We start from the raw sequence: 23,854 nt of genomic DNA, 5'->3' as shown, positions 1-23,854 counted from the left end.
TTTTACAAGATACCTAAAATATTAGAAACTAAGAGCAGACTAGATATAGAGAGGGGAAAGGGCAGGAATGAGAAATAGTTTGTGGTATGGAGCGATTCTTTGTTTTATCGCTGCGGCTTCCTGGGGTGCGATGTTCCCGGTGGCCCATTCGGCGTTTCGACATATCGATCCATTTTATTTTACGATTATTCGTTATGTAGGTGTGAGCGTCATTTTAGTGGCGTCTTTATTATGGAGAGAAGGAAAACAGGCTTTCCGTTTGGAAGGGAAAGGAAAGCAATTATGGTTCTTCGGTACAATGGCATTTACCGTTTATAATTTACTGATTTTCTGGGGAGAAGATTTATTAGGGGAGCCTGGAATCATGGTTGCATCGGTCATGGAAGCATTAATGCCGATGATTTCCATCGTGATTGTCTCCTTACTATATAAAAGATTACCGAAAAGCCTTACTTTAGGATTCGTCGTGCTAGCTTTTGTCGGAGCAATCATGGTGATTACAAAGGGAGATATCCAATCCTTCCTCGGTGCAACGAGCAATATGTTCCCATCCTTCTTGATTTTTATTGCTGTGATCGGCTGGGTTGTCTATACGATGGGCGGACCGCAATTTGCTGGTTGGTCTGCTTTACGTTATTCGACGTTAAGTTGTTTGCTTGGAACAGGTACTGCGGTAGTTATTGTCGCCGTTTTAACACTAACTGGCTATGTATCGGTTCCAACGGTTGAGACGCTAGCTGTGACAAGTCCGCACCTGGCGTTTATGACGATATTCCCCGGAGTTATTGCACTTGTAGGCTGGAATGTTGGGGTAACGATCTTGTCACCGATTAATGCGCTGTTATTCATTAACTTTGTACCAATCACAACACTTGTCATTTCATTTATCCAAGGCACTAGCCTTACTGCCTATGATTATATCGGTACATTGTTCATTATCGTCTCCTTACTCGGTAATAACATTTATTTAAGAATGACCGTACGGAAAAAGCAAATGAAAGAAAGCACCGATTCACGTCTTGCGAAACATCTCTCTTAATAAAAAATGAATACATGTGAAAAGCTACTTCTATTCGTTGAAATAGGAGTAGCTTTTATATTATTGATATTTCGCTAGTCAAGAAATTGACGTACTGGTACGATAGGAAAAAGTATACAATAATGAATTGTGATGCTTAATTATTTTAAATCCAAAAAGAGGATATGGGTGATGTTGTCACCAACCCACCGCTGAACACTCTTACGGATTGTTTGAAGTAGGGGCTTACGTCTGTCAAATTTTTACAGTGCCTCTATCTTCATAGAGTGCAATTACGCTTATTCCTACCCAGTAGTTCTCCCTTGATTATCATTAAGTAGTCGCAAGAAAATTAATTCCTAAATCAACACCAACGATCTGGTTATTGCAAGATCTAACTTTTGGAACTCTTTCGTCATTGGAATGTGTAAAAAAACACTTATTGTGCTTTCGAACTTGGGACGGAACTCAAATTGCCACCTCAATATGAAAAGCATCGTGAAGCCTTGAAGCGATCGCTACCAATTGTAGTGAGGAATTTGGATAAAAGTGAAATTTTTATAGACGGTTATAATAAAAAGTTGAAATGCCGATATCGATTGAAAATATAGACGAGACACCGTAGACTATAGTTAAAGTATCTCACATTGAGGAGATAGGAGAATCGGTATGACAAAAAGTAAAAACAATGGAATTTTATTGGAAAGCGGCACGAATGAACTGGAAATTATTTTGTTCGAACTAGGGGATGAAACCTTCGCCATTAACGTATTAAAAACAAGAGAGATCATCACTCCGCTACCGATAACAGGTATTCCGAAAGCCCCGGAATATGTGGAAGGTGTCATCCATTTAAGAGGAGAGATCATCCCAGTCATCAAGCTTTCAGAAATTATAAATAAAAAGGAATCCGCAAATCCGGAACAAGATCATTTTATTATCGCTGAACTAAACCAAATTAAGATCGCGTTTCGCGTACATAAAGTGAACCGTATCAACCGGATTTCTTGGGAGCAAATTGAGAAACCAAGTGAACTAGCCACTGGCAATCAGCCGTATGCAACAGGTCTAATTAAGCTCGATAATGGCAAACTCGCCGTCTTCCTTGATATTGAGAAGATCATTGTCGAAATTAGTCCCGAACTAGGCGGGAATGCTGAAAGTATTAAAGCCTTAGGTCCTCGGGAGCGAACGACGAAAAAAATCATTCTCGCAGAAGACTCTGGTGTTTTACGTGCACTTCTGAAGGATACATTAGAAAAAGCGGGTTATGATAATGTAACGGTTTTCCAAAACGGGAAGGAAGCTTGGGAGTACTTGGAAATACTTGCGAATGACAAATCGGTTCATCCGGAAGAACTCGTCCAGCTCGTACTGACAGATATTGAAATGCCCCAGATGGACGGGCATCATCTGACCCACCGGATTAAGCAAAATAATCGCTTGAAAGGTATTCCGGTCGTTATTTTCTCCTCGCTCATAACGGATGATTTGTATCATAAAGGAGAAAAGGTCGGAGCAAGTGCGCAAGTAAGTAAGCCCCAGCTTGTCGATCTTGTGAAAGAAATTGATCAATATATTTTATAGGTTAGAGAAGAAAGTCATTTAAGGATAAATTCGTTCTTGAATGGCTTTTTTTTATTTCCTATATAAGCAGGATTAACCAATTGTTTTATTCCTGCTCCAGGAAACAATAGAAACAAAAGGGGAAAAGAAGGAGGAAGTCTAATGGAAACGGAATATAAAGGCACAAATAAATTAATTATCGGGATTGTATTTGGAGTTATTACATTCTGGTTGTTTGCCCAATCGATGGTAAATATCGTTCCAGCGGTCCAAACAGATTTAGGTGTTTCACTTAGTACATTAAACGTGGCAATCAGTCTGACTGCATTATTTTCCGGGATGTTCATCGTCGTGGCAGGTGGACTCGCTGACAGAATGGGAAGGAAAAAAGTCACCTATGTCGGATTAATTTTAAGTGTGATTGGGTCTTTATGTCTCGTATTAGCAAATGGATCTGTCCTTTTAGTAGCGGGCCGGATTCTGCAAGGCTTGTCTGCTGCTGCAATTATGCCAGCAACAATTGCATTAATGAAAGAATATTTTGAAGGGGCTGAAAGGCAACGTGCACTTAGCTATTGGTCAATCGGTTCCTGGGGTGGCTCCGGTTTATGTTCATTCTTTGGCGGAGTTATCGCAACATCGATTGGATGGAAGTGGATTTTTGTTATATCGATTGTATTTGCCTTACTTGCTATGTGGCTCATGAAAGACACACCTGAAAGCAGAGCGCAAACAGAAGGCAAGTTCAAGTTTGATTATGGTGGTTTAGGGATATTCATTATTACGATGCTTGCGCTTAACGTCTTCATTACACAAGGTGCTGATTTTGGTTGGACGAGCCCGCTTACGATTACACTTGCTGTCGTTACTATTATTGGGATTTATGGATTCATTAAATACGAAAATAATCGGGAGCATGCACTTATCGATTTTAAAATGTTTAAAAACAAGCCATATACAGGTGCGACGATATCAAACTTTTTGTTGAATGCTGTTGCCGGTACCTTAATCGTTGCCAATACGTATGTACAAATTGGCCGTGGCTTTAGTTCATTCCAATCTGGTATGCTTACATTAGGATACCTTGCTGCCGTGCTCGGGATGATTCGGGTCGGTGAGAAAATTATGCAACGGACAGGCGCAAGAAATCCGATGCTTTGGGGTACAACGCTAACATTGATTGGAGTAGCTGTAATGGGACTCACCTTCTTGCCGGATTTACTTTACACGATTACCGTATTCGGCGGGTTTATTCTTTTCGGTCTTGGTCTTGGAATGTATGCAACACCATCGACAGACACAGCGGTTTCCCATGCACCGGAAAATAAAGTCGGTGAAGCGTCAGGTGTATATAAAATGGCGAGCTCTCTTGGGAATGCGTTCGGTGTCGCAATATCGGCTACTGTATACAGTACGGTCATGCTTTATTTCAGTGTGGAAGTTGCTGCAACAGCTGGAATCATTACAAACGTCATTTTTGCGATACTTTCTTTGCTATCCATCATGTTCTTTGTTCCGAAAGATTCAGGATCGTCACCGAATGTCCGGCCTTCCGTGCGTGTTAATCCTGCAAAACAAAGTTAGGGTTAATCATCGTTAGAACAAAGGAGTTGATTTGAGAAATGAGAAGTAAATTAGTCGAAATGTTGGAAGCGCGGAAAGATGAGATGATCGAGATTCGTCGCTATCTGCACGAAAATCCGGAGCTGTCCTTCGAGGAAGAAAACACAGCTAAGTATATTGCTGACTTTTATCAAGGTAAAGATGTCCAGGTGGAGACGAATGTCGGGAATGGATACGGCATTATCGTAACCATTCCCGGGGGAAAGCCAGGAAAAACAATTGGACTCCGGGCAGACTTTGATGCGTTACCTATTACAGAAGAAGCGGACGTACCGTTCAAATCGAAAAATGAAGGTGTCATGCATGCTTGTGGTCACGATGCTCATACGGCATATATGCTCGTGCTTGCGGATTGCTTGATTGAATTGAAAGATGAGTTGAACGGTACAATAAAAATAATCCATCAGCATGCAGAAGAACTACCGCCTGGTGGGGCGAAAAGTATCGTGCAATCAGGTAAATTGGCTGATTTAGATGCAATCTTCGGCATTCATATTTTACCGCTCGATGAAGCAGGAGTTGTCGGGTATCATAGCGGTTATTCTTTTAATGGCAGATCGTATTTCAAATTGAAAATTCAAGGTCAAGGCGGCCATGGTTCCTCCCCGCATAAAGCGAATGACTCAATTGTTGCAGGTGCGCATTTTGTAACTGCTGTTCAAACGATCGTCAGCCGGAGAATCAACCCGATGGATGTTGGTGTCATTACAATTGGTTCTTTCGACGGGAAAGGGACATTTAACGTCATTAAAGACAGCATCGAAATTGAAGGCGATATTCGCTATATGAGCGACGAGACCGAGGAAGTCATTGCCCGGGGAATGAAGCGGATCACGGATGGAATTGAAGTGGAATTTGGTGTGGGATGTACGCTGGAGTATAAGCCGGATTATCCGCCACTTTACAATGATCCAGGCTTTACGACATTTGTTGCAGAAGCATTAAAGGCAGTAGATGACAAGGATATTAAAGAAGTGAAAGAATACCCGCCATTAGCGCCGTCTGAGGATTTTGCTTATTATCTTGAGAAAATCCCTGGTTGCTATTTCTTTATCGGCTGTACGCCAAAAGGGGTAAAAGAACCATATTTCAACCACCATCCAAAATTTGATATTGATGAAGATGCAATCCTCGTTGCAGCAAAAGCTGTGGGGCATGTGGTGTGTAGTTATTTTGAGGAAAATTAAGAGGGGAATCGCATGGATTTAAGACATGGACTTGAAGCCATGCGATTTTTTTCGAACTCTTAATCGATGTCCACAATCTTCGTTGGATTTAATATATTATTTGGATCAAGTGACTTTTTGATTTGCTTTATGACCTCAAGTGAAGCACCGTGTTCCTGCTCCTGATAAGGCTTCTTTCCGACACCGACACCATGTTCTCCAGTACACGTTCCGCCACGTTCAAGAGCATATAATACGATATTTTTGTTGAATGCTTTAGCTTTCTGGATTTCCTCTTCGTTATTTAAATCAACCATTAGGATGGAATGGAAATTCCCGTCACCGACATGTCCAGCAATCCCGCCTGGTATACCTAGCTTATCAACTTCTTTTCGCGCATAAATTGCTGCGCCGGCGAGTTCTGAAATAGGTACAGCTACATCTGTGAGCATCATTTTCTTGCCGGGATAGTCATGAGCAAAAGCATAGGCCAAGTTATGACGAGCTTCCCATAAATGATTGCGTGCTGCTGTATCCGATTCAGAAATAAATTCCTGACAGCCATGATCCTCCATAATCTCTTTTGCAAAGTCGAGATCGGCTTTGAGTCCTTCTTCATTCCCATGGAATTCAAGGAAAAGGGTAGGGACCGCAGGATAATCCGTATCACTAAATTTATTTAATTGAACAATTGAAGCTTCATCAACAAATTCTACGCGTGCCATTGGAATACCAGCATGTAAAATGGATGTTACAGCCTGGAAAGCATCGGAGAGATTTGGAAATACTGCACGAGCTGCCACAATATGTTCTGGAATCCCGTATACTTGCAATGTTAATTCCGTGAAACAGCCAAGTGTACCTTCCGAGCCAACAAAAAGTCCGTTCAGATGATAACCGGAAGATGATTTCGTTGCTAAGCTTCCTGTGTGGATAATACTCCCATCAGCAAGCACGACTTCCATATCCCTAACTTGATCTCTCATGACACCATATTTAACAGAGGTTGTACCGCTTGCATTTGTCGCTGCCATCCCTCCAAGTGTCGCATTTGCCCCTGGGTCAACCGTGAAGAACAATCCGTGTTTCTTTAGTTCTTTATTGAGCTGCTCCCTCGTCACGCCGGGCTGCACTTTCACGAGTAAGTCTTCTGCTTTAATTTCTAAAATTTTATCCATTAAAGAGAAGTCGATCGTAATTCCATTTTTGTACGGAATAATATGACCTTCTAGACTGGAGCCGACTCCAAAAGGGGTGACAGGTATATTAAATTTTTGTGCGACCTGGATAATATGTACGACATCGGCAGTTGATTTCGGATAGACGACAACATCAGGCAGACTCTCTGCCAGATATGTTTCATCGCGGCCATGTAATTCTCTCACGGTTTTATTCGTCGTTACCTGATCTTCCGTTAAGTTTTCTTTTAACCTCTGTAATAGTTGTTCCAATTTATGGACTCCTCTCTTTGTGGGACAAGTGCTCTGACCCTTTGTCCCAGTACCAGATTCCGTTTTTTTCTTTTTTGGTTAGCTCGTCTTTTGCTTCGAGGTAGTCAAGGAAGCTTAATGTGTCGGACATAAGGGTGAGGAAGATATCCTCATATTTGTTAGGGTGTCGCTTTTTCACAATTTCGCTTCCGGTGGTGAATCCTGCTTCGATGACGGCCTTAATACTTTTTGCTTTTGTTTTAATCGCCTCAAGTCTTCTTTTCGCTAGTTTAGCAGGTTCATAGATGACCTTCCCATGTCCGGACAGGGCAATCTCCGGATTCAGTTCAATAATCTTTTCAAGTGAAGCTACATGCTGCGCGAGAGCTGGAATTCGGCTTCCATCTAAGGCTGGTTCGACAAAGGCGTTACTCCTTAAATGATCGATTAATAAATCGCCGATAAAAATTATATTTTCTTCCGGTAAGGAAAAAGCTACTTGGTCGGGTGCATGTCCGGGAATTTCAATCACTTCAAAGCCGAATAATGTATTTGATTCAATCGCTTTTACATTCCAATTCAGAGCTGTTTTCGGATTATTCATTTGCCGTTTGTACTTTGCCCTCACCTGTTCTTTTCCGAAATCCCCGGTATTTAATTTATTCAGTAAATCAGCAAAGAATGAATAGCTTTTATATAGAAATTCCGGGTCGCCTTTTATCTTTGGCAGAGCGTACGGGTGGATATAGACCGGAATCTCATATTTTTTAGAAATCCGGTGGACGAGTCCAACTTGATCGAAGTGATGATGCGTTAATAAAATTGCTGTCAGGTCACGGAGCCGGATCCCGTTTGCTTGCATGGACTGTAGTAAGTATTCCCAATACGTATCTTTATCAAGACCAGCATCGATTAGAAATGTACCGTCATTTTTTTGAAGTAAATAAAAGTTAATGCTCTTTAACATATTAGGCGCTGGCACTTCCAGCGGAATAATTTTTGTGTTTGTTTTTTCAATCGTATAGCACATCTAGATGGATTCCTCCAATCTCTCACGGGAGTTGTCAGAGTTTTACAGAAAATACTTAGTACTATCATAAGCGTAAAAATCGCTAAATACAAATACTTGCTCCATGAAAATTTATATAAAGCGTGGAACATGATATGCTTAAGGTTGATGGAATAGAAATGCATCAGAGGAACACAAGTGGATTGGATGGGAGAAGATGCAGTACAGGAAAGTCGTGGAAGGAATTTTTGCGAAGAAGTTAAACCGCTTTGTCGCTGAAGTATATATTGCTGGGGAACTTGAAAAAGTTCATATTAAAAATACAGGTCGCTTGACCGAAATTTTGCAGCCTGGTGCTGTGCTTGCTTTAGAAACCTCAGATAATCCAAACCGGAAAACCCGATATTCTATCATTGCGGCACGTAAGGGTGCACGTTGGATTAATATCGATTCACAAATCCCGAATCAGCTTGTTTACGATGCACTCGTCGCAGGTAACATCCAAGAATTTCATGGAATAAGAGATTTAAAACGGGAGGCTACCTTCGGGAATAGCCGGTTTGATCTTTTTTATTACCGGGGTGCACGCGGTGGTTTTATCGAAGTGAAAGGTGTCACATTGGAACGAGATGGACTTGCAATGTTTCCCGATGCACCGACAATAAGAGGGAGGAAGCATGTGGAAACATTAATTGAAGCGATGCAAGCAGGATATGAAGCGACCGTTTTATTTGTCATTCAAATGAAGGGCTGTCACTCATTCACACCTCATTACGCCATGGACCCTGCTTTTCACGAAGCTTTACAAGAGGCGGAACATCTCGGAGTACGCATACTAGCTTACGAATGTTATGTAACAGAATCCACGATTCAACTCGATCGTCCAATCCCCATGATTTAATCTATTAACAAATTTCTTTTCCTGTGCCTTCTTTTGGAATAAATGAGAAACATTTTTTCATGCTGGAATCGTAGCGAATCCAAGGAGCATAGGAGTGAGCAACATGATTTTCCTAAAAAACGTGAAAGCATCCGACAAACTGGGTATTATTAATTTGCCTAAAAAGGAACGGACAGAGCTCGGTTTTGAACCGGGGACATTACTTGAAGTCCATCTGAAAGGAAAGGAAATTTGGATTTATCAAACCAATCACGATGACAAGAAAAATCAGCGATACGTCTCCACGAAAGGTTCAATTACGATACCCGCTGAGTTTAGAAGATTATTAGGTATCACGGAACCAACGCCCCTTTCTCTTTATATTGACAAAGAGAAAGAGACATTTATATTAAAAAAAGATTAGATTATGATATGAAAAAAATTGAAAAAAATACTTACTTGAGGTGATGAAGTGAAAACAGAAGAATATGTACATTATGATGCAGTAGGGTTAGCTGAATTATTGAAGAAAAAAGAAATGTCACCGAAAGAATTAACAGAAATAGCACTGGATCGCTTAGAAGAAGTCCAGCCAGACTTGAATCTCGCAACAAGCATCCGGAAAGGTAAAGCGTTAGGAGAGGCGGAATTGATAAAAGTAGAGAAAGCGCCCTTTTCCGGTGTACCGACCATGCTTAAAAATGTATCCCAATCACTACCAGGAGAAATTTTAAGTTCCGGATCGAAATTGCTTGTGAATTATGTTGCGGAAGTAGAATCCCATTTTGTAAGAAAACTAAGAGAAGCTGGGTTTGTATTTTTAGGACATACGAATACACCCGAATTTGCATTAAAAAATATTACCGAACCTAAATTACACGGACCAACCCGTAACCCGTGGAATCCGGAATATTCTCCGGGCGGATCAAGCGGGGGAGCGGCAGCCGCAATTGCCTCTGGAGTCGTACCAGTTGCTGGGGCAAGTGACGGTGGGGGATCGATTCGAATCCCGGCGTCTTTCTCCGGGTTATTTGGTCTGAAGCCGACTAGGGGAAGAATGCCGGTTGGACCTGGTGCAGGACGTGACTGGCAAGGTGCATCGATCAATTTTATGCTGACGAAAACCGTGCGTGACGCAGCAGCAATGATGGATCAGCTGCAGACGTTCCAGCCGGAAGCAGCTTTCCATGCCCCTGTTTTTGTTGATAGTTATTTGAATAGTTTAAAGGGTGGTCAGAAAAGGCCGCTCCGCATCGCATTTACAACGGAGTCCCCGGTTGGCACACCAGTGTCAGATGATGCAAGAAATGCCGTTATGAAAGTTGTGAAATGGCTTGAGTCGGAAGGGCATGAAGTGGTAGAGCGTACCAATGGAGTAGATGGTATCCAATTGATGAAAGACTATTACATTATGAACAGCGGTGAAATGAATATGACGGTCCAGGGTCTAGAGCAGGCTCTCGGCCGGGAGTTGACAGAGAATGACATTGAGCTTGAAGGCTGGATGATGCATGTCGCTGGAAAGTCGATTTCCGGAGCAGACTTTTCCGCGAGTCTTGCTTCCTGGGACACGGCAGCTGCTCAGATGGCGGCACTGCATGAAACGTATGATTTCTATATTACTCCAGCGACAGCAGATGTCGCTCCGGAAATTGGACAGCTTGAAGTGACAGAAGAGAAGAAAGAAGCATTCTTGCGTGATATTCACAAAGGAACGAAGGATGACCAACAGCAGCTCGTTTACGATATGTTCCTGCCAAGTCTGACGTATACGCCATTTGGCATGCTCGCGAATCTAACTGGTCAGCCGGCGATGTCTATGCCTGTTTACGTATCGGAAAAAGGATTACCGCTTGGTGTACAAGTGATTGCTTCGAAGGGTGAGGAGCATCGTTTATTGCAGCTTGCCTACGATCTTGAGCAAACGGATGAATGGATTGGGTTGAATGGGAATCCGTATTTTACAAAGTAAGTGAGGGAGCAGTGGGCCGCGGATAGGCTCACTGCTTTTTCTCTTGGTTAATACTGAAAATGGTATGGATAGGGGACTATTTAGCAATTTAATGGCTATTAAATGCCTGTTTCCGATAAAATCTACTTGAACGGCAGTTTATAAGTTTTCTCAACGCCCGTTCTTTCCCGGGCCCCGCTCTATTGGTAGTTTATAAGCCCTCTCAACGCCCATCATCTCATAACCTCCAATCATTTAGTCATTTACTGTTTTTTTAATCTCCCTGGCAACCACTTCAAATCCAGCAATCTTCCTTTTACAACACTACCCTTTTTTTGTATAGTGATAGTATAATTACTAATAATCTGTTACATACTAAATGCTAGAACAATAGCTTGATATATAGAAGTTGAGAGAGGGTTGGATAAGATGGCAGAAGTGGTTGCTTATAATGAGAAGATTAATCCTGTTATTCAGAATATGAACCGGGTTATTATTGGAAAAGAAGAAGTCATTATCCTTAGTTTAGTTGCGTTGCTGGCGAAAGGTCATGTGTTACTTGAAGATGTGCCTGGGGTTGGCAAAACAATGCTTGTCCGGACACTGGCAAAATCATTGGATTGTGATTTTAAACGAATTCAATTTACCCCGGATTTACTTCCGTCTGACGTTACTGGAATTTCCATCTATAATCCGAAAGAAATGGAATTTGAATTCCGTGGTGGACCAATATTCGGGAATATTATTTTGGCGGATGAGATTAACCGGACCTCTCCGAAAACCCAGTCCGCACTTCTGGAGGCAATGGAAGAGCAAAGTGTCAGTGTAGATGGGCGTACAATTACACTCAACCAACCGTTCTTTGTGATGGCGACTCAGAATCCAATTGAGTATGAAGGAACGTATCCGCTGCCAGAAGCCCAGTTGGATCGTTTCATTCTAAAGTTGAAAATGGGTTACCCAACCTTTGTAGAAGAAATTGATTTGTTGGAAAAAACGTCGCTGCATCACCCGATTGAAACGATTCAAGCCGTCATGTCCCAAGCAGAACTAACGACCCTCCAAGCGGAAGTGGATGAAGTGTATGTCGACCGTTCGCTTCATACGTATATTGTGAATATCGTGAATGGAACGAGAGAGCATCCGTCGACCTATCTCGGGGTCAGTCCCCGTGGATCAATTGCGCTGATGAAAGCTGCGAAAGCGCATGCATTCATTCACGACCGTGATTATGTACTTCCAGATGACGTGAAATATTTGGCCCCGTTTGTGCTCGGACACCGGATTATCATCACGTCAGAGGCGAAATTCAACGGTGAAACCAGCGAAAAAATTATGGAAACAATTTTACAAGCAACACATATTCCGGTTCGAAGGGAATTTGACTGATGAAAATCAGACTCAGATTCATCGGTAATTTGCTATTTATTCTCATCCTGCTCGCTGTTTTATTTTCATATGCTATGTTTCAAGGCGGATTCGTCAGCTGGTTCCTATTCTACAGCTTCCTTCCAATCCTGCTCTATCATTTAGGTCTCTTATTTTATCCTTTGAATAATTGGAAAGTGAGCCGGACGCTCTCGAAACGAATTATACAGGCAGGTGATTCGATTGATGTAACGATTCACCTCGAAAGAAAATTTCCGCTACCGCTTTATTACGGGATGGTAGAAGAAATCATGCCAGCTTCTTGGAATAGATTACATTATGATTATGCATTTTTAAATGAACCGGATCATGTAACGATCGATCGCACGATGAAAAAGATGAAAATGATTGGATTTAAAAAGCAACTGGAAATTTCGTACCGTTTAGACAAGCTCCCACGGGGAGAGCATGAGCTTCAGGGCGTGCGGGTATTAATTAGCGATGTCTTTGGCTTCGTAAAAAAGGAATATATTTATCCTGTACAAGACGAGTTAATTGTACAGCCAAATACACGAGATATAAGAATTTCAGACCGTGCTGTCAGCTTTGAACAAGGGCAGCAAGTCGTTAATCTGTTCCAATTGGAAAATACGAATGTTGCGACAGGCGTACGGGAATATGCCCCGGGGGACCGCTTTTCATGGATTCATTGGAAACAGACCGCAAAAAATCAAACGGTCATGACAAAGGAATTCGAACAGGAGAGAAGCAACAATCTCTATGTGATTCTCGATGCTTGCTTGCCTAAAAGAAAGAACCCGCTTGCCTTTGAGGCGAGTGTCGAACTAACGTTATCCTTAGTTACTAAACTTGAAAAAAACACGACAGATATTGAATTATTAACCGTCGGGAGAGAAACGAAGGAATTTTCCCTAGGTGAATCCAATCAGGGGAAAGGTGATATCCGTTATTACCTGACAAAGATTCAGCCAGACGGGGAAATTCCATTCTCAGGAGCTTTAAGAGAATTGCTGCTGACCAAAAAGAGAATGGAGCGACTTGTGATTATCACGACGTCCGTAGATGATTTCTTCTGGCAAACGATTCACGAGTTGAGACAGCGGATCGCCCAAATTGTTATTTTTTATGTGCAAGGTTCAAAATTCATCTTGGAGAAAGAACAGGAAATCGTCGCCCAGATGAAAAAGTCGGGAGTAGCAATTCATGTTTTAACGGAAAAAGAAATGGTTACAAACCCACTTGAGGTGAGTATTCGATGAGCACACAACAGAAAGTGACACGATCAAACTTTTATAATGTCATCCTTTATCTTGGCGGGCTCGTCCTTTTTCTGGAATGGCTTTATCCGATTGAACAGGTGACAGACACAAGCAGTATCTCGATTTTTGTGATCTATACTATATTTTGTTTTTTCATTTCGCTTCTGCAGCTGAAATGGTGGGCAAGTTTCTTATTGAAAGGCTTTGGGTTATTATTCATTTTGAATGGACTTTATTTTGACATGAGCTTCCTGAGCAGGGAGTGGCTGAATTATTTTCTGTTGGAATTTACGATGAACACAAAGATATTCATTAGTCAGGATTGGTATTATTTAAGCCCGTTATTCCGGAGTTTTCTCTTCCTGCTGCTAATCTGGTTAATGAGCTACCTGCTCCATTACTGGTTTGTGCAGATGAAACGGATTTTCTTATTCATCTTCTTAACATTCGTTTATATTACGGTGTTAGATACTTTCACTTTGTATGATGCGACTTTCGCGATTATTAGAATCTTTATTATTTCATTAGTTGCTTTGGCGGTTACGAATTTAAATCGTGACTTGGAAAAAGAGAAAATATCGCTTGAACGGATAAAGCAGAAAACGAAATGGACACTCCCTATTTTACTCACACTTGTATTCTCTGTCCTGCTCGGTCTTGTTGCACCGAAGCTCAATCCGCAGTGGCCTGACCCAGTCCCTTTTCTTGAAAGTGCTGCAGAACAGGTCGGCGGTTCTGGTGGTAGTACTGTACAGAAAGTTGGCTACGGAGAGGATGATTCCCGTCTTGGCGGCTCCTTCATTCAAGATGATATACCGGTATTCCAAGTGGAAACGGACCGGGATCAGTATTGGCGGATAGAAACGAAGGAAATTTATACTGGAAAGGGCTGGGAGTCATCGGCTGATCATGATTACATCGAACAACAGGGCGGAGAAATTCATCTGGATATGTACCATGGGAATGTGGAGACCGAAGAATCGACAGCACGGATTGAGTTTCAAGAAGGACAAAATTTTAAAAAGTTCGTTTATCCTTATGGGGTAAAACGATTCGTAGCCCCAATGCCTAAACCAGATTTATTCCTCGACCAAATCACCGAGTCAATCGAAGCTCGTGAAAACGGGGAAACATTGAAACTTGATTATTATCAGCTAGCCTATGACCGGACTTCCTATTCTTTATCTGCATTACGGGAAGACCCGGGCAACGATGGAGAGGAAATGGCGGAATATCTTCATCTTCCCGATACACTTCCAGACCGTGTTGGTGAGCTTGCGGAGGAGATAACGGCTGGTCACGAGACGCGGTATGAGAAAGCGCGTGCGATTGAACGCTATTTCAGCAGCCACGACTTTACGTATCAGACGACAGGAGTTGCCATTCCAGGAGAGGATGATGATTATGTTGATCAGTTTCTCTTTGAAACACAGGTCGGCTATTGTGATAACTTCTCGACATCTATGGTCGTCTTGCTGCGGACCCTCGATATTCCAGCACGCTGGGTGAAAGGTTTTACCGGCGGAGAAATAATTGGTGAAGGAAACCGGGATAATCATCATATTTATGAAGTGACGAATTCCAATGCCCATTCTTGGGTGGAAGTGTACTTTCCTGAATCTGGCTGGGTTCCCTTTGAACCGACACAAGGGTTCACGAACTTGACAGATTTCCATGTGGACCGTACAGATACAGCTACCGAAGATTATGATGATGTACTTGATGCTCCAGAGACAGAACTGCCTGAACCTGAAATGGAACCGGAGGAAGACGAAACAACTCCAGCAATGGCTAGCCCTTCCGACAATAATTTCAACCTTTCCTGGTGGCAGTGGGGACTTATTGCTTTAGTAATTTTACTGATTTTCTACGTACTGTATAAGTATCGTTTCAGTATAAAAACGAAGCTCCTAGCCATGAAGCTTAATCATAATCAGAGTCAGAAAGCATTTCAAGAGGCGTATCTACACTTACTTAAAGTTCTGGACCATGAAGGAAATGAAAGGAAAAACGATCAGACATTACGTGAATATGCGAAACGTGTGGATGCCCATTATGGAACAGGTGAAATGCGGACGCTCACAGTCTATTATGAGCGGATGCTTTACCGCAATGAATTCGAACCGGAAAAAATGGACAAATTGAAAAATATTTGGAAAAAGTTGCTGAAAACAATTATCAGGCATTAACAGTCTGTAAATCCCCTACTGTAAATATGAGGAAAACCCGAAAATGTGAAGGTGGGGGAGGGAAGGAACCCCCCTGTATGAAGTTTTACTTTATGGGTTGACCTGAATTCTATTGGTTAGTAAAATGAGAATATTAGATAGCAGACAGGAGCAATCATAATGAAACCAAATGAATTGAATGCAGAAGAGTTTATCGCACAAGAAGTGCAAAAAATTAAAGAGCAAGTTGGGGATCAGAGAGTGCTTTGTGCCTTAAGCGGCGGAGTTGATTCCTCAGTTGCTGCAGCACTTGTGCATAAAGCAATCGGCGACCAGCTGACATGTATCTTCGTCGATCATGGCTTATTGCGTAAAAATGAAGCAGATGAAGTGATGGAAGTTTTCGCAGAAGATTTCCATATGAATATTATTAAAGTCGATGCGAAAGACCGTTTCCTATCTAAATTAGCAGGCGTCACAGATCCTGAACAGAAGCGAAAAATTATTGGAAATGAGTTCATCTATGTATTCGATGATGAAGCTGCGAAATTAAAGAATATCGGTTTCCTTGCCCAAGGAACGGTTTACACCGATATTATGGAAAGCGGCACGGAAGGTTCGAAAACAATCAAGTCTCATCATAACGTTGGCGGTCTGCCGGAAGACATGGAATTCGAATTAATCGAACCGCTTAAAACATTATTCAAACAGCAAGTCCGCGCTGTCGGAACAGCCCTTGGCATCCCAGACCACATCGTTTGGAGACAGCCATTCCCAGGACCAGGACTTGGTATCCGTGTTCTCGGTGAAGTGACGGATGAGAAGCTTGAGATTGTGAGGGAGTCTGATGCAATCTTAAGAGAAGAAATTGCAAAAGCAGGCCTTGACCGTGAAATCTGGCAATATTTTACCGTCCTGCCTAATATCCGCAGTGTCGGGGTGAAAGATGGTGGACGCTCATACGTTCATACGGTCGGCATTCGCGCTGTGAATTCGGTTGATGGTGTGACATCAGACTGGGCGAGAATTCCTTGGGACGTGCTGGAGAAGATTTCGAGTAGAATTGTGACGGAGATAGATGAGGTTAACCGTGTGGTTTATGATGTGACGAGTAAGCCGCCATCGACGATAGAGTGGGAATAATTCACTAGAGGCATTTGAAGTGAAAACGTTGATTTGACTGCATTTCGATGGTACGTAAAATGGATAAAACAATTAGAAATGAATAGGTGCTCCGCCAAGATTCCGCCAGAGGAAACGGAGAAAATTGAGGGATATTGTGTAAAAGCAGTATCTCTTTTTTGTTTTCTAAGATATTTTCAGGTTAATGTGTATAAGCTTTTTACACAGATTAGTTATAAGAAAGTGAAATGGTATATTACTAAATAAATGAGAACACTTAATCGACTTTTTAAGAATTTTCTCCGCCAAAGGGTAGTTTTTTAGTTGTGTCTAAATTTTGGAGTAGTATAGATGATATATAACATTATTGTTCAATTGTAGTGATACAAACAAAGTGAAGAACAGGATCTAGTAGATAGTCATATTGGAGAAATAAAGATAGTATTTTTTATAAAAGTTCTTCTCCATGCTTTGTGAAGTTTTACAAGTATGAATGCAAGGAAAAAAAGAAAATGGAAAAGGATACCAGGATAAAAAGTGTGCATAATAAGTAATTTACCCAATTTTCTTGAGCTTATAATATAAGTCATTATACTTAAAGTAATGAAGCTATCGGAGGAGGGAATATATGCAACAAACAGACTATATTTATTGGTGGAAGACAACAAAGGAAGATGATTTCGAAGAAGTGAAATCAACATTTATGGATTTATTTACTAAGGTTGATTTTTTACCATCTATTTATCATCCTATTTTATATAAATACATTAAAAACTCTCAAATGAAACATTGGAATAATGAGATATATGATTTCTCTAGAAATAAAATAAGAGAAATTGAAGGTGCTATTGGTAAAGAAGCAATGCTATCTACACTATTAAGAAATTTTCAGCTCCTAGTTTACACTTATGAAAGTCTTCTAAATTTAGAAGATAGAATTATATTGATGAATAGGTTTAAAGGAAGTGAAGAACTTAAAGCAAAGATATTTAGTATTAATATATTTAATGAGCTGTTAAATAGTGCCTTCAGTAACACCTTAAAGCTCTTTATTGAATTCCAAAGTATTATTGAAGGGAAAAATTTATACCAAAAGAATCTAACTCCACAAATTCAATGTTTATCTAGTTCCAAAAGAAACTATAGTAAAATTACAGATCTAGCAGATTCAAATATACGTAATGCAATGTCACATGGTGGAGTACGGGTGAGTGGTACCAAAATGATTTTTTCTTATATAGAACATGGAAAGCATTTGCAAAAAGAACTAACTGTTTATGAGTTTAAAGATGCTTTATTGCAATTATTCGATGGTGTTAGCGCTAACTTATTGGCCTGGTTTGAATATCTATGTGAAGAAAATATATCCTATAACGAAATTTACGAAAATGAAAGTGTTCATGAAGATACTTCTTCATTCTTTGAAAGGTTATCTTTATCTACTTTATTAACCACTTGTGATAATGTATGGGAACATGAAATTAATAATCAAAAAACAGAGAGTAAGATTGTGAAAATTGAGTTTTCTGGGATAGATCTAGATATTAATTCTAGGATGTTTATTGGTTTATTTACAGCTGAAAGGATTTTTCAACTAAGAAAATTGGAAACAAAAGATTCAATAATGGTTTCTTTCCATTCCCCTAAAGTTGTAAGTTCCTTTTTCGTAATTGAGTGTTCAGTGGTCAATGATCTATCAAAAGGAATAATAGACATTGAAGAAGCAAGTAGAATTGTGTGGGGTAGTGGAAATATTTTTATGTTTCCAATAAATGATGAGGATAGAAATGAATTTGAAGATTCATTTAGGTATTATCCTGATTTTGAAAATAAGGACTTTTATATTACTGAAATTGAAGATATTAGTAACGAAAGAGAAAAAAGATTAAAGGCAGTTGTATATTTGAAAAGAGCTAAGAGAAAAAGACATGTTCAAAAAGCGGTAGAAGCTATTCTAGATAGATTAAGAACATTAGAGAACCATGGTTTTTCTTCTCATAAGGTTAAGCATGGTAAGATGGAGGCAGATATAATATATCTCACTTTGTATAAAAAAGAGGTTCGCCGAGGTCAGGACAGAGCTTTACTGCCAAATAATGATAATTTTATTGCTCAAGTCCAGTACGATATAAATATGAAGTTTCCTATCCACAATAATTTTATAGATAGATATTTGAAAAAAAGACGTGAAAAAACAATAGAATATAACTGGAATCCAAATTTTTGAAATTGAGTAGCAGAAAAGGCTACACATGAAATATATTTGTGAACTTGATATTTTAATAACTAAAGTGATTAGTGAAAGGGTCAAAGGAAACTGGGAGAAGTACCTAGCAATCCTTGAGGTACTTGTTAATACTTGAAAAGATTTATCAAATGAGGATATTTGGCTTTCAACTTATAGAATGAAGAGCCACTGTAACAAATGCGGTTTTATTATTTTTTATGTATGTTCAATCGACTTTATACATGTCATGGTGTAGTCAAGGTCAAAGGATTAAAATATATAAAGTTAGGGGTGATTGATAAGATGGAGCAAATCAATACTGTTGATGATTATTTAAAAAAGCTGTCGAGGTATGATATTTATAATAATGTCTTTTATAGAGGTCAATTAGAAGTATATAAAAGTATTACATCAAGTATTTCTAGAAATGCAGGATATACAAGTAATGAAAACCTCATCTACGAAGAAGCTATTAATATGAAATCTGTAGAATTTGCTGATTTAATATCGCCGATTGAACGCCTGTCAAAAATGCAACATTATGGTATTCCAACAAGACTCGTAGATTTAACAGTTGACCCATTAATTGCGCTTTTCTTTGCTGTACAAAATTTTGATGACAAATCGCATGGTAATGTATATGTTTTTGTTCAGCCAGAGCATAACCTAAACGATAAAAGGATTAAACTGTTGTCTCTTCTTGCAACATTAGATTCACATAATCTTGATGTAATTAAAAGTTCATATTTAGAATGCTATTCTGAAGAAATAACAGAGGATGAAATATTAGAATTTGCCTCGGAAGGAGCATTTATAAAGTACTCTGATGACCTTCAAAAATCTAATGAAAGGTTATTCTGCCAGAAAGGCTCCTTTGCAATATGTGGTAATGAAACAATTGGAAAGGAAATAAAAAAATCTATATTACCCCTCGATTCAATTGAACCAACAATGGTAATACGGATTCCTTTTGAACATAAACAAGCAGTTAAGAAGGAACTTGATGAAAAATATAATATTAACGAAACTACTATATATCCAGAGTTCCCGTCGGTTGCTGATTACCTGAAGGAGAAATACAGAAAAGCAGATTTTGATCTGGATGGTGCATATAACATTCTTCAAGTGCAAGATGTTTCTCATGCAGGTGCTAGAAGATGTTCTATTGTAGCAGTATTAAATAAAGTTCTGCGTATTGAAGAAGTAAAGCATATTGGAATTCAGATCATTGATCAATACAAAAGGACAAATGATGTTGTATGGGTTTATATTGCAAAGAATGGCGATGACTTTATTATGAAAAACTGGATAATAAGAGGGCAATGGATTAAAGAAACATTAGATCCTAGGTTCAAGCCACTTCTTATTGGGGAAGCAGATGAATTAGGCTATGTATGGCGCTTTGAAAAATCCTATAGTACGCTGGCAGATTATTATGATGAATATGCCTTTGTTGATGATAAAATTCTTTATACTCAAAACATGAAGACATTTGAAGAATTTGAACTCTACTATAAATATATGTTAAGTGCCTTTGAGAGTGGAGATATAAAGGGTTTAGAAGAGTATGCTTTTGATAATGAAATTGTGATTAATAAGCTTTTTCTAAAGTTCGGTGATTATGGGCGCTCAAGAAATGATGAATTTAATAAATACTTGAACAATTTTCAAGAAGTAGCCTTGCATCTAGATAATGTGATTTTGTGGCTAAAAAAGGAAGAATTAAATTCGCGTGCTAAAAAATACCAGATTTCAAATTGTTTTAGGGATGCTAAGTTACATTTTGATAGAATAAAGGATCAAGCAATATATTGGAAAAAGGCCATTGATCTTTCAGATGACGAGTATAATGAAATTGATCCTGAAAAAATAAAAAGAAAAGAATATCAATATAAACAAACAATACCACTAAACCCGAATGGTTTGGATGTTACTTTTAACCTTGATATTTCCTTAAACAGAGACAATACAATGAATATAAGGGGAACGACTAATCTCTTTGATAAGGCATCACTGATGATTTCCTTGAGAAATTCTAATAATTTGCTATTGGCACAGAATAAGTCATTAGTGAAAAATAAACGATTTGATTTTGGTAGACTTGGAAAAGAAGACGTTGGGTTCGATAAAGGAATGTATAGCATAGATATTTCTCTTGCTATTCCTTCAGTGCAAGATAAAGAATTTGTGTTAAAAGCAGGGAGTGAATATGAGAACTTAAAAGGTAAGTATGTTGATAGAACTGGTATGGGCCCAACTGTTAATTATACCGAGAAATTCGAAGTTTGATTGATATTGTGGTGATCAAATGTTAAGTATGAGGAGTTATCACCTTAAGAAAGAAGAGGGAAAAATATTATTTTTCGTTAGTTTAATATAGTAAATGAGGAGAATGTATATAAATTTTTTAGTATCAAAGTAGTAAGAGTAATTTAATAAGTGCGAGAATGAAGAAGTATTGTGTAAAAGCAATATTTCTTTTTTATTTCTTTCTTCTTTCCATGTCATAGTTTATTGCTATGACGTTTTTTTATATTCACTAAAATAATAAGGAGGATTTTCCATGAGAAGATATCGTATCCGCTCTCCCAGTGCTGAAAAATCTTAAACAACTTATTTATTCAAAAAAATTTTTATAGAAAGGAAAATCATTATGGAACTAAAATATGTTATTCCGAACATGGAAAAAACATTTGGTAATTTAGAATATGCTGGAGAAGGTAAGGTGGAACAGCGCCGTATTAATGGGCGCATGACAATATTGTCACGTAGTTATAATTTGTATTCCGATATTCAACGTGCAGATGATATTGAGGTGCTCTTGCCCCAAGAAGCAGGAGAGAAATTCTTTGAACATGAGGAAAAAGTGAAGTTAGTCAATGCTAGAATTACCGCAGAAGGTTATAAAATTGGTGATCGTGGTTTTACAAAATACATTTTACATGCTGATGACATGGTTAGAGCATAGGGAGGAAAAAACATGAGATTAGCAGAAGGAATTGTCATTGATAAAGATAAGACATTCGGATTATTAAAGTTTTCGTCATTACGTCGGGAAGTGTTTTTGCAAAATGAAGATGGTACGGTATCAACAGTAGTAAAAGAACGCACCTATGATTTAAAGTCTCGTGAACAAGGGCGCATGATTCAAGTCAGTATTCCTGCTTCCGTTCCATTAAAAGACTTTGATTATAATGCAGAAGTAGAACTAATTAATCCTGTCGCAGATACAGTCGCAAATGCAACTTTTCGTGGTGCTGATGTGGATTGGTATATCAAGGCAGATGACTTGGTTTTAAAAGGGAAAACAGCGACACCAAGCAATAACAATCAAAAATCTACACCTAACAAAGATAAATAATGAAATTTTACCGAAAAAGAGGGAAACGAATCCGACCAAGTAACGCATCTCTCTTTTTTCAATTTATCTTCTTTGGATTGTTTGGTGTATGGCTCGTTTTCTTTATTCCTTTTCATGTAAAATTTTTACTTTCGACAACGTGGGAACTTGATCCATTTCAAACTCATTTTGTAAGTAGATATGGATTCACTTCATTAATCATTAGTTTGGTAAAGATGGTAATATGTGCTTTTGTTTATTATCGGTATCGTTATAACCATCTAAAACAGTTGATGCATCGACAAAAGCTCGCAAAAATGATTTTAGACAATCAGTGGTATGAAACAAAACAAGTGATGAATGAAGGATTTTTCAAAGATATACCATCTAGTAAGGCGAAAGAAAAAATTAGTCATTTTCCAAAGATGTATTATCGGTATGAAAAAGGTATGATTCATATTCAAGTAGAAATAACGCTTGGTAAATATCAAGAGCCACTGTTAAATTTGGAGAAAAAGTTGGAAAGTGGCTTGTATTGTGAATTAGTATCAAAGGAATTACATGATTCCTATGTAAAATACGTTCTTTTTTATGATATGATTGCGAATCGTATTTCAATTGATGAAGTCATTGCGCAAAACGGTAGTTTAAAGCTCATGAAATCGATGGATTGGGAATATGATAAGCTGCCACATATGTTGATTGCTGGCGGAACAGGTGGTGGAAAAACGTATTTTATTCTTACGTTGATTGAAGCACTGTTAAAAACCAATGCGAAGTTATATATCTTAGATCCGAAAAATGCAGATTTAGCCGATCTAAGTACTGTCATGCCTGATGTATATTATAAAAAGAAAGACATGATGGCAAGTATTGATCAATTTTATGAAGATATGATGGCTCGAAGTGAAGAAATAAAACAGATGGAAGAGTATAAAACAGGGGAAAACTATGCTTATTTGGGCTTAGCTCCTCATTTTTTAGTTTTTGACGAATACGTAGCTTTTATGGAAATGCTTGCTTCTAAAGAAAGTACAGCTGTATTAACGAAACTAAAACAGATTGTGATGTTAGGACGTCAAGCTGGATTCTTTCTTATTCTCGCTTGTCAGCGGCCAGATGCAAAATATTTAGGCGATGGGATCCGTGATCAATTTAATTTTCGTGTTGCTTTAGGAAGAATGTCTGAACTAGGGTATGGCATGATGTTTGGAGTGCGCCCGTATGGGCATGTAATGAATGTGTATTGACAACACACTAGGGTTGAAGATACGAAAAGTTTTACCCTATTAACAACCAACTTATCTGGAATGGAAACTGAACAGGGAGTGTAGCATGTTGGTAAAGCCATAAGTTAGATGAACTATCCATCTAAGACTGAATCGGCAAGTTAAAACTGTGAAAACGAGGATGAAAGCTATACTGCTTGAATGGTAGTCTGTCGGGGGCAATCATCCCTATAACGGAACGATAGATATATACGTTATATCGAAATGGATAGAATCGGTAGAGCCAAAGTCGATTCTATACGTATCTCCATTTCTTCGACCACGGTATAAGTGGCATACAGATGAAACACACATCCGACATTTTACAAAGTCAGTCATTACATGTACTAAACGGGGATTGCCTAAGTCAGAACGCTTGAAACAAGCTATGTGCAATCCTGTAAAACAGGGATAAATTTCAAGAGTAAAATCAAGAAA

Annotated in this window: 17 protein-coding genes and 1 pseudogene; 16 read left to right on the top strand and 2 right to left on the bottom strand. The window is 39.1% G+C overall.

All coding sequences use genetic code 11. The features are described 5' to 3' along the window. The first annotated feature begins 67 nt into the window (after nucleotides 1–67). The 4 genes from LZD48_RS08105 to LZD48_RS08090 all read left to right on the top strand — a co-directional run bounded on the left by LZD48_RS08105 (nucleotide 68) and on the right by LZD48_RS08090 (nucleotide 5,394). Nucleotides 68–1,039 carry a DMT family transporter gene (locus tag LZD48_RS08105; RefSeq protein ID WP_235762219.1) on the top strand — a complete coding sequence of 324 codons (972 nt, stop codon included), beginning with the start codon at nucleotides 68–70 and terminating at the stop codon, nucleotides 1,037–1,039. Nucleotides 1,040–1,687: 648 nt separating this feature from the next. Further along, on the top strand, nucleotides 1,688–2,605 hold the full coding sequence (locus LZD48_RS08100) for a chemotaxis protein (RefSeq protein ID WP_235762218.1): 918 nt from the start codon (nucleotides 1,688–1,690) through the stop codon (nucleotides 2,603–2,605). A 141-nt stretch (nucleotides 2,606–2,746) separates the two neighbouring features. After that, nucleotides 2,747–4,168 carry an MFS transporter gene (locus LZD48_RS08095; protein ID WP_235762217.1) on the top strand — a complete coding sequence of 474 codons (1,422 nt, stop codon included), beginning with the start codon at nucleotides 2,747–2,749 and terminating at the stop codon, nucleotides 4,166–4,168. A gap of 38 nt (nucleotides 4,169–4,206) precedes the next feature. After that, complete coding sequence (locus LZD48_RS08090) at nucleotides 4,207–5,394, top strand: amidohydrolase (RefSeq protein WP_235762216.1); 1,188 nt, start codon at nucleotides 4,207–4,209, stop codon at nucleotides 5,392–5,394. Nucleotides 5,395–5,453: 59 nt separating this feature from the next. Here LZD48_RS08090 and LZD48_RS08085 read toward each other — a convergent pair whose 3' ends face one another. After that, complete coding sequence (locus LZD48_RS08085; RefSeq protein WP_235762215.1) at nucleotides 5,454–6,824, bottom strand: FAD-binding oxidoreductase; 1,371 nt, start codon at nucleotides 6,822–6,824, stop codon at nucleotides 5,454–5,456. Nucleotide 6,825: 1 nt separating this feature from the next. Further along, the gene (locus tag LZD48_RS08080; protein ID WP_235762214.1) at nucleotides 6,826–7,833 is read right to left on the bottom strand and encodes an MBL fold metallo-hydrolase; all 1,008 of its coding nucleotides are present in this window, start codon (nucleotides 7,831–7,833) and stop codon (nucleotides 6,826–6,828) included. 196 nt (nucleotides 7,834–8,029) lie between these two features. Between LZD48_RS08080 and sfsA the strand changes: the two genes are divergently transcribed. The 12 genes and pseudogenes from sfsA to LZD48_RS08020 form a co-directional block, all read left to right on the top strand. Continuing rightward, nucleotides 8,030–8,713, top strand: coding sequence for a DNA/RNA nuclease SfsA (gene sfsA / locus LZD48_RS08075; protein WP_235762213.1), 684 nt, complete (start codon nucleotides 8,030–8,032; stop codon nucleotides 8,711–8,713). A 103-nt stretch (nucleotides 8,714–8,816) separates the two neighbouring features. Next, the gene (locus LZD48_RS08070; RefSeq protein WP_235762212.1) at nucleotides 8,817–9,116 is read left to right on the top strand and encodes an AbrB/MazE/SpoVT family DNA-binding domain-containing protein; all 300 of its coding nucleotides are present in this window, start codon (nucleotides 8,817–8,819) and stop codon (nucleotides 9,114–9,116) included. 48 nt (nucleotides 9,117–9,164) lie between these two features. Then, the gene (locus LZD48_RS08065; protein ID WP_235762211.1) at nucleotides 9,165–10,664 is read left to right on the top strand and encodes an amidase; all 1,500 of its coding nucleotides are present in this window, start codon (nucleotides 9,165–9,167) and stop codon (nucleotides 10,662–10,664) included. A 408-nt stretch (nucleotides 10,665–11,072) separates the two neighbouring features. Next, nucleotides 11,073–12,032, top strand: coding sequence for an AAA family ATPase (locus LZD48_RS08060; RefSeq protein WP_235762210.1), 960 nt, complete (start codon nucleotides 11,073–11,075; stop codon nucleotides 12,030–12,032). Next, nucleotides 12,032–13,291, top strand: a complete 1,260-nt coding sequence (locus LZD48_RS08055; protein ID WP_235762209.1) for a DUF58 domain-containing protein — start codon at nucleotides 12,032–12,034, stop codon at nucleotides 13,289–13,291. The genes LZD48_RS08060 and LZD48_RS08055 overlap by 1 nt, the downstream gene beginning before the upstream one ends. Beyond that, entirely contained in the window at nucleotides 13,288–15,480 is a 2,193-nt protein-coding gene (locus LZD48_RS08050) for a transglutaminase TgpA family protein (protein WP_235762208.1), read from the top strand. The genes LZD48_RS08055 and LZD48_RS08050 overlap by 4 nt, the downstream gene beginning before the upstream one ends. 159 nt (nucleotides 15,481–15,639) lie before the next feature. Then, the gene (guaA, locus tag LZD48_RS08045; protein ID WP_255770933.1) at nucleotides 15,640–16,602 is read left to right on the top strand and encodes a glutamine-hydrolyzing GMP synthase; all 963 of its coding nucleotides are present in this window, start codon (nucleotides 15,640–15,642) and stop codon (nucleotides 16,600–16,602) included. A gap of 607 nt (nucleotides 16,603–17,209) precedes the next feature. After that, the gene (locus LZD48_RS08040) at nucleotides 17,210–18,808 is read left to right on the top strand and encodes a hypothetical protein (RefSeq protein ID WP_235762207.1); all 1,599 of its coding nucleotides are present in this window, start codon (nucleotides 17,210–17,212) and stop codon (nucleotides 18,806–18,808) included. A 303-nt stretch (nucleotides 18,809–19,111) separates the two neighbouring features. Further along, nucleotides 19,112–21,097 carry an FRG domain-containing protein gene (locus tag LZD48_RS08035; RefSeq protein ID WP_235762206.1) on the top strand — a complete coding sequence of 662 codons (1,986 nt, stop codon included), beginning with the start codon at nucleotides 19,112–19,114 and terminating at the stop codon, nucleotides 21,095–21,097. A gap of 364 nt (nucleotides 21,098–21,461) precedes the next feature. Next, nucleotides 21,462–21,776, top strand: coding sequence for a YdcP family protein (locus LZD48_RS08030; RefSeq protein WP_235762205.1), 315 nt, complete (start codon nucleotides 21,462–21,464; stop codon nucleotides 21,774–21,776). A 12-nt stretch (nucleotides 21,777–21,788) separates the two neighbouring features. Next, nucleotides 21,789–22,169, top strand: a complete 381-nt coding sequence (locus tag LZD48_RS08025; RefSeq protein ID WP_235762204.1) for a YdcP family protein — start codon at nucleotides 21,789–21,791, stop codon at nucleotides 22,167–22,169. Then, nucleotides 22,169–23,362: pseudogene (locus tag LZD48_RS08020) on the top strand (FtsK/SpoIIIE domain-containing protein); the annotation flags it as partial. The gene LZD48_RS08025 and the pseudogene LZD48_RS08020, both read left to right, overlap by 1 nt. Nucleotides 23,363–23,854 lie beyond the last annotated feature (492 nt).

It is taken from the genome of Oceanobacillus alkalisoli, from assembly GCF_021556485.1.
In the GTDB taxonomy this organism is placed as follows: Bacteria; Bacillota; Bacilli; order Bacillales; family Amphibacillaceae; genus Oceanobacillus; species Oceanobacillus alkalisoli.
The sequence above is the reverse complement of the archived record's forward strand: the minus strand, read 5'-3'. Positions and strand labels throughout refer to the sequence as shown.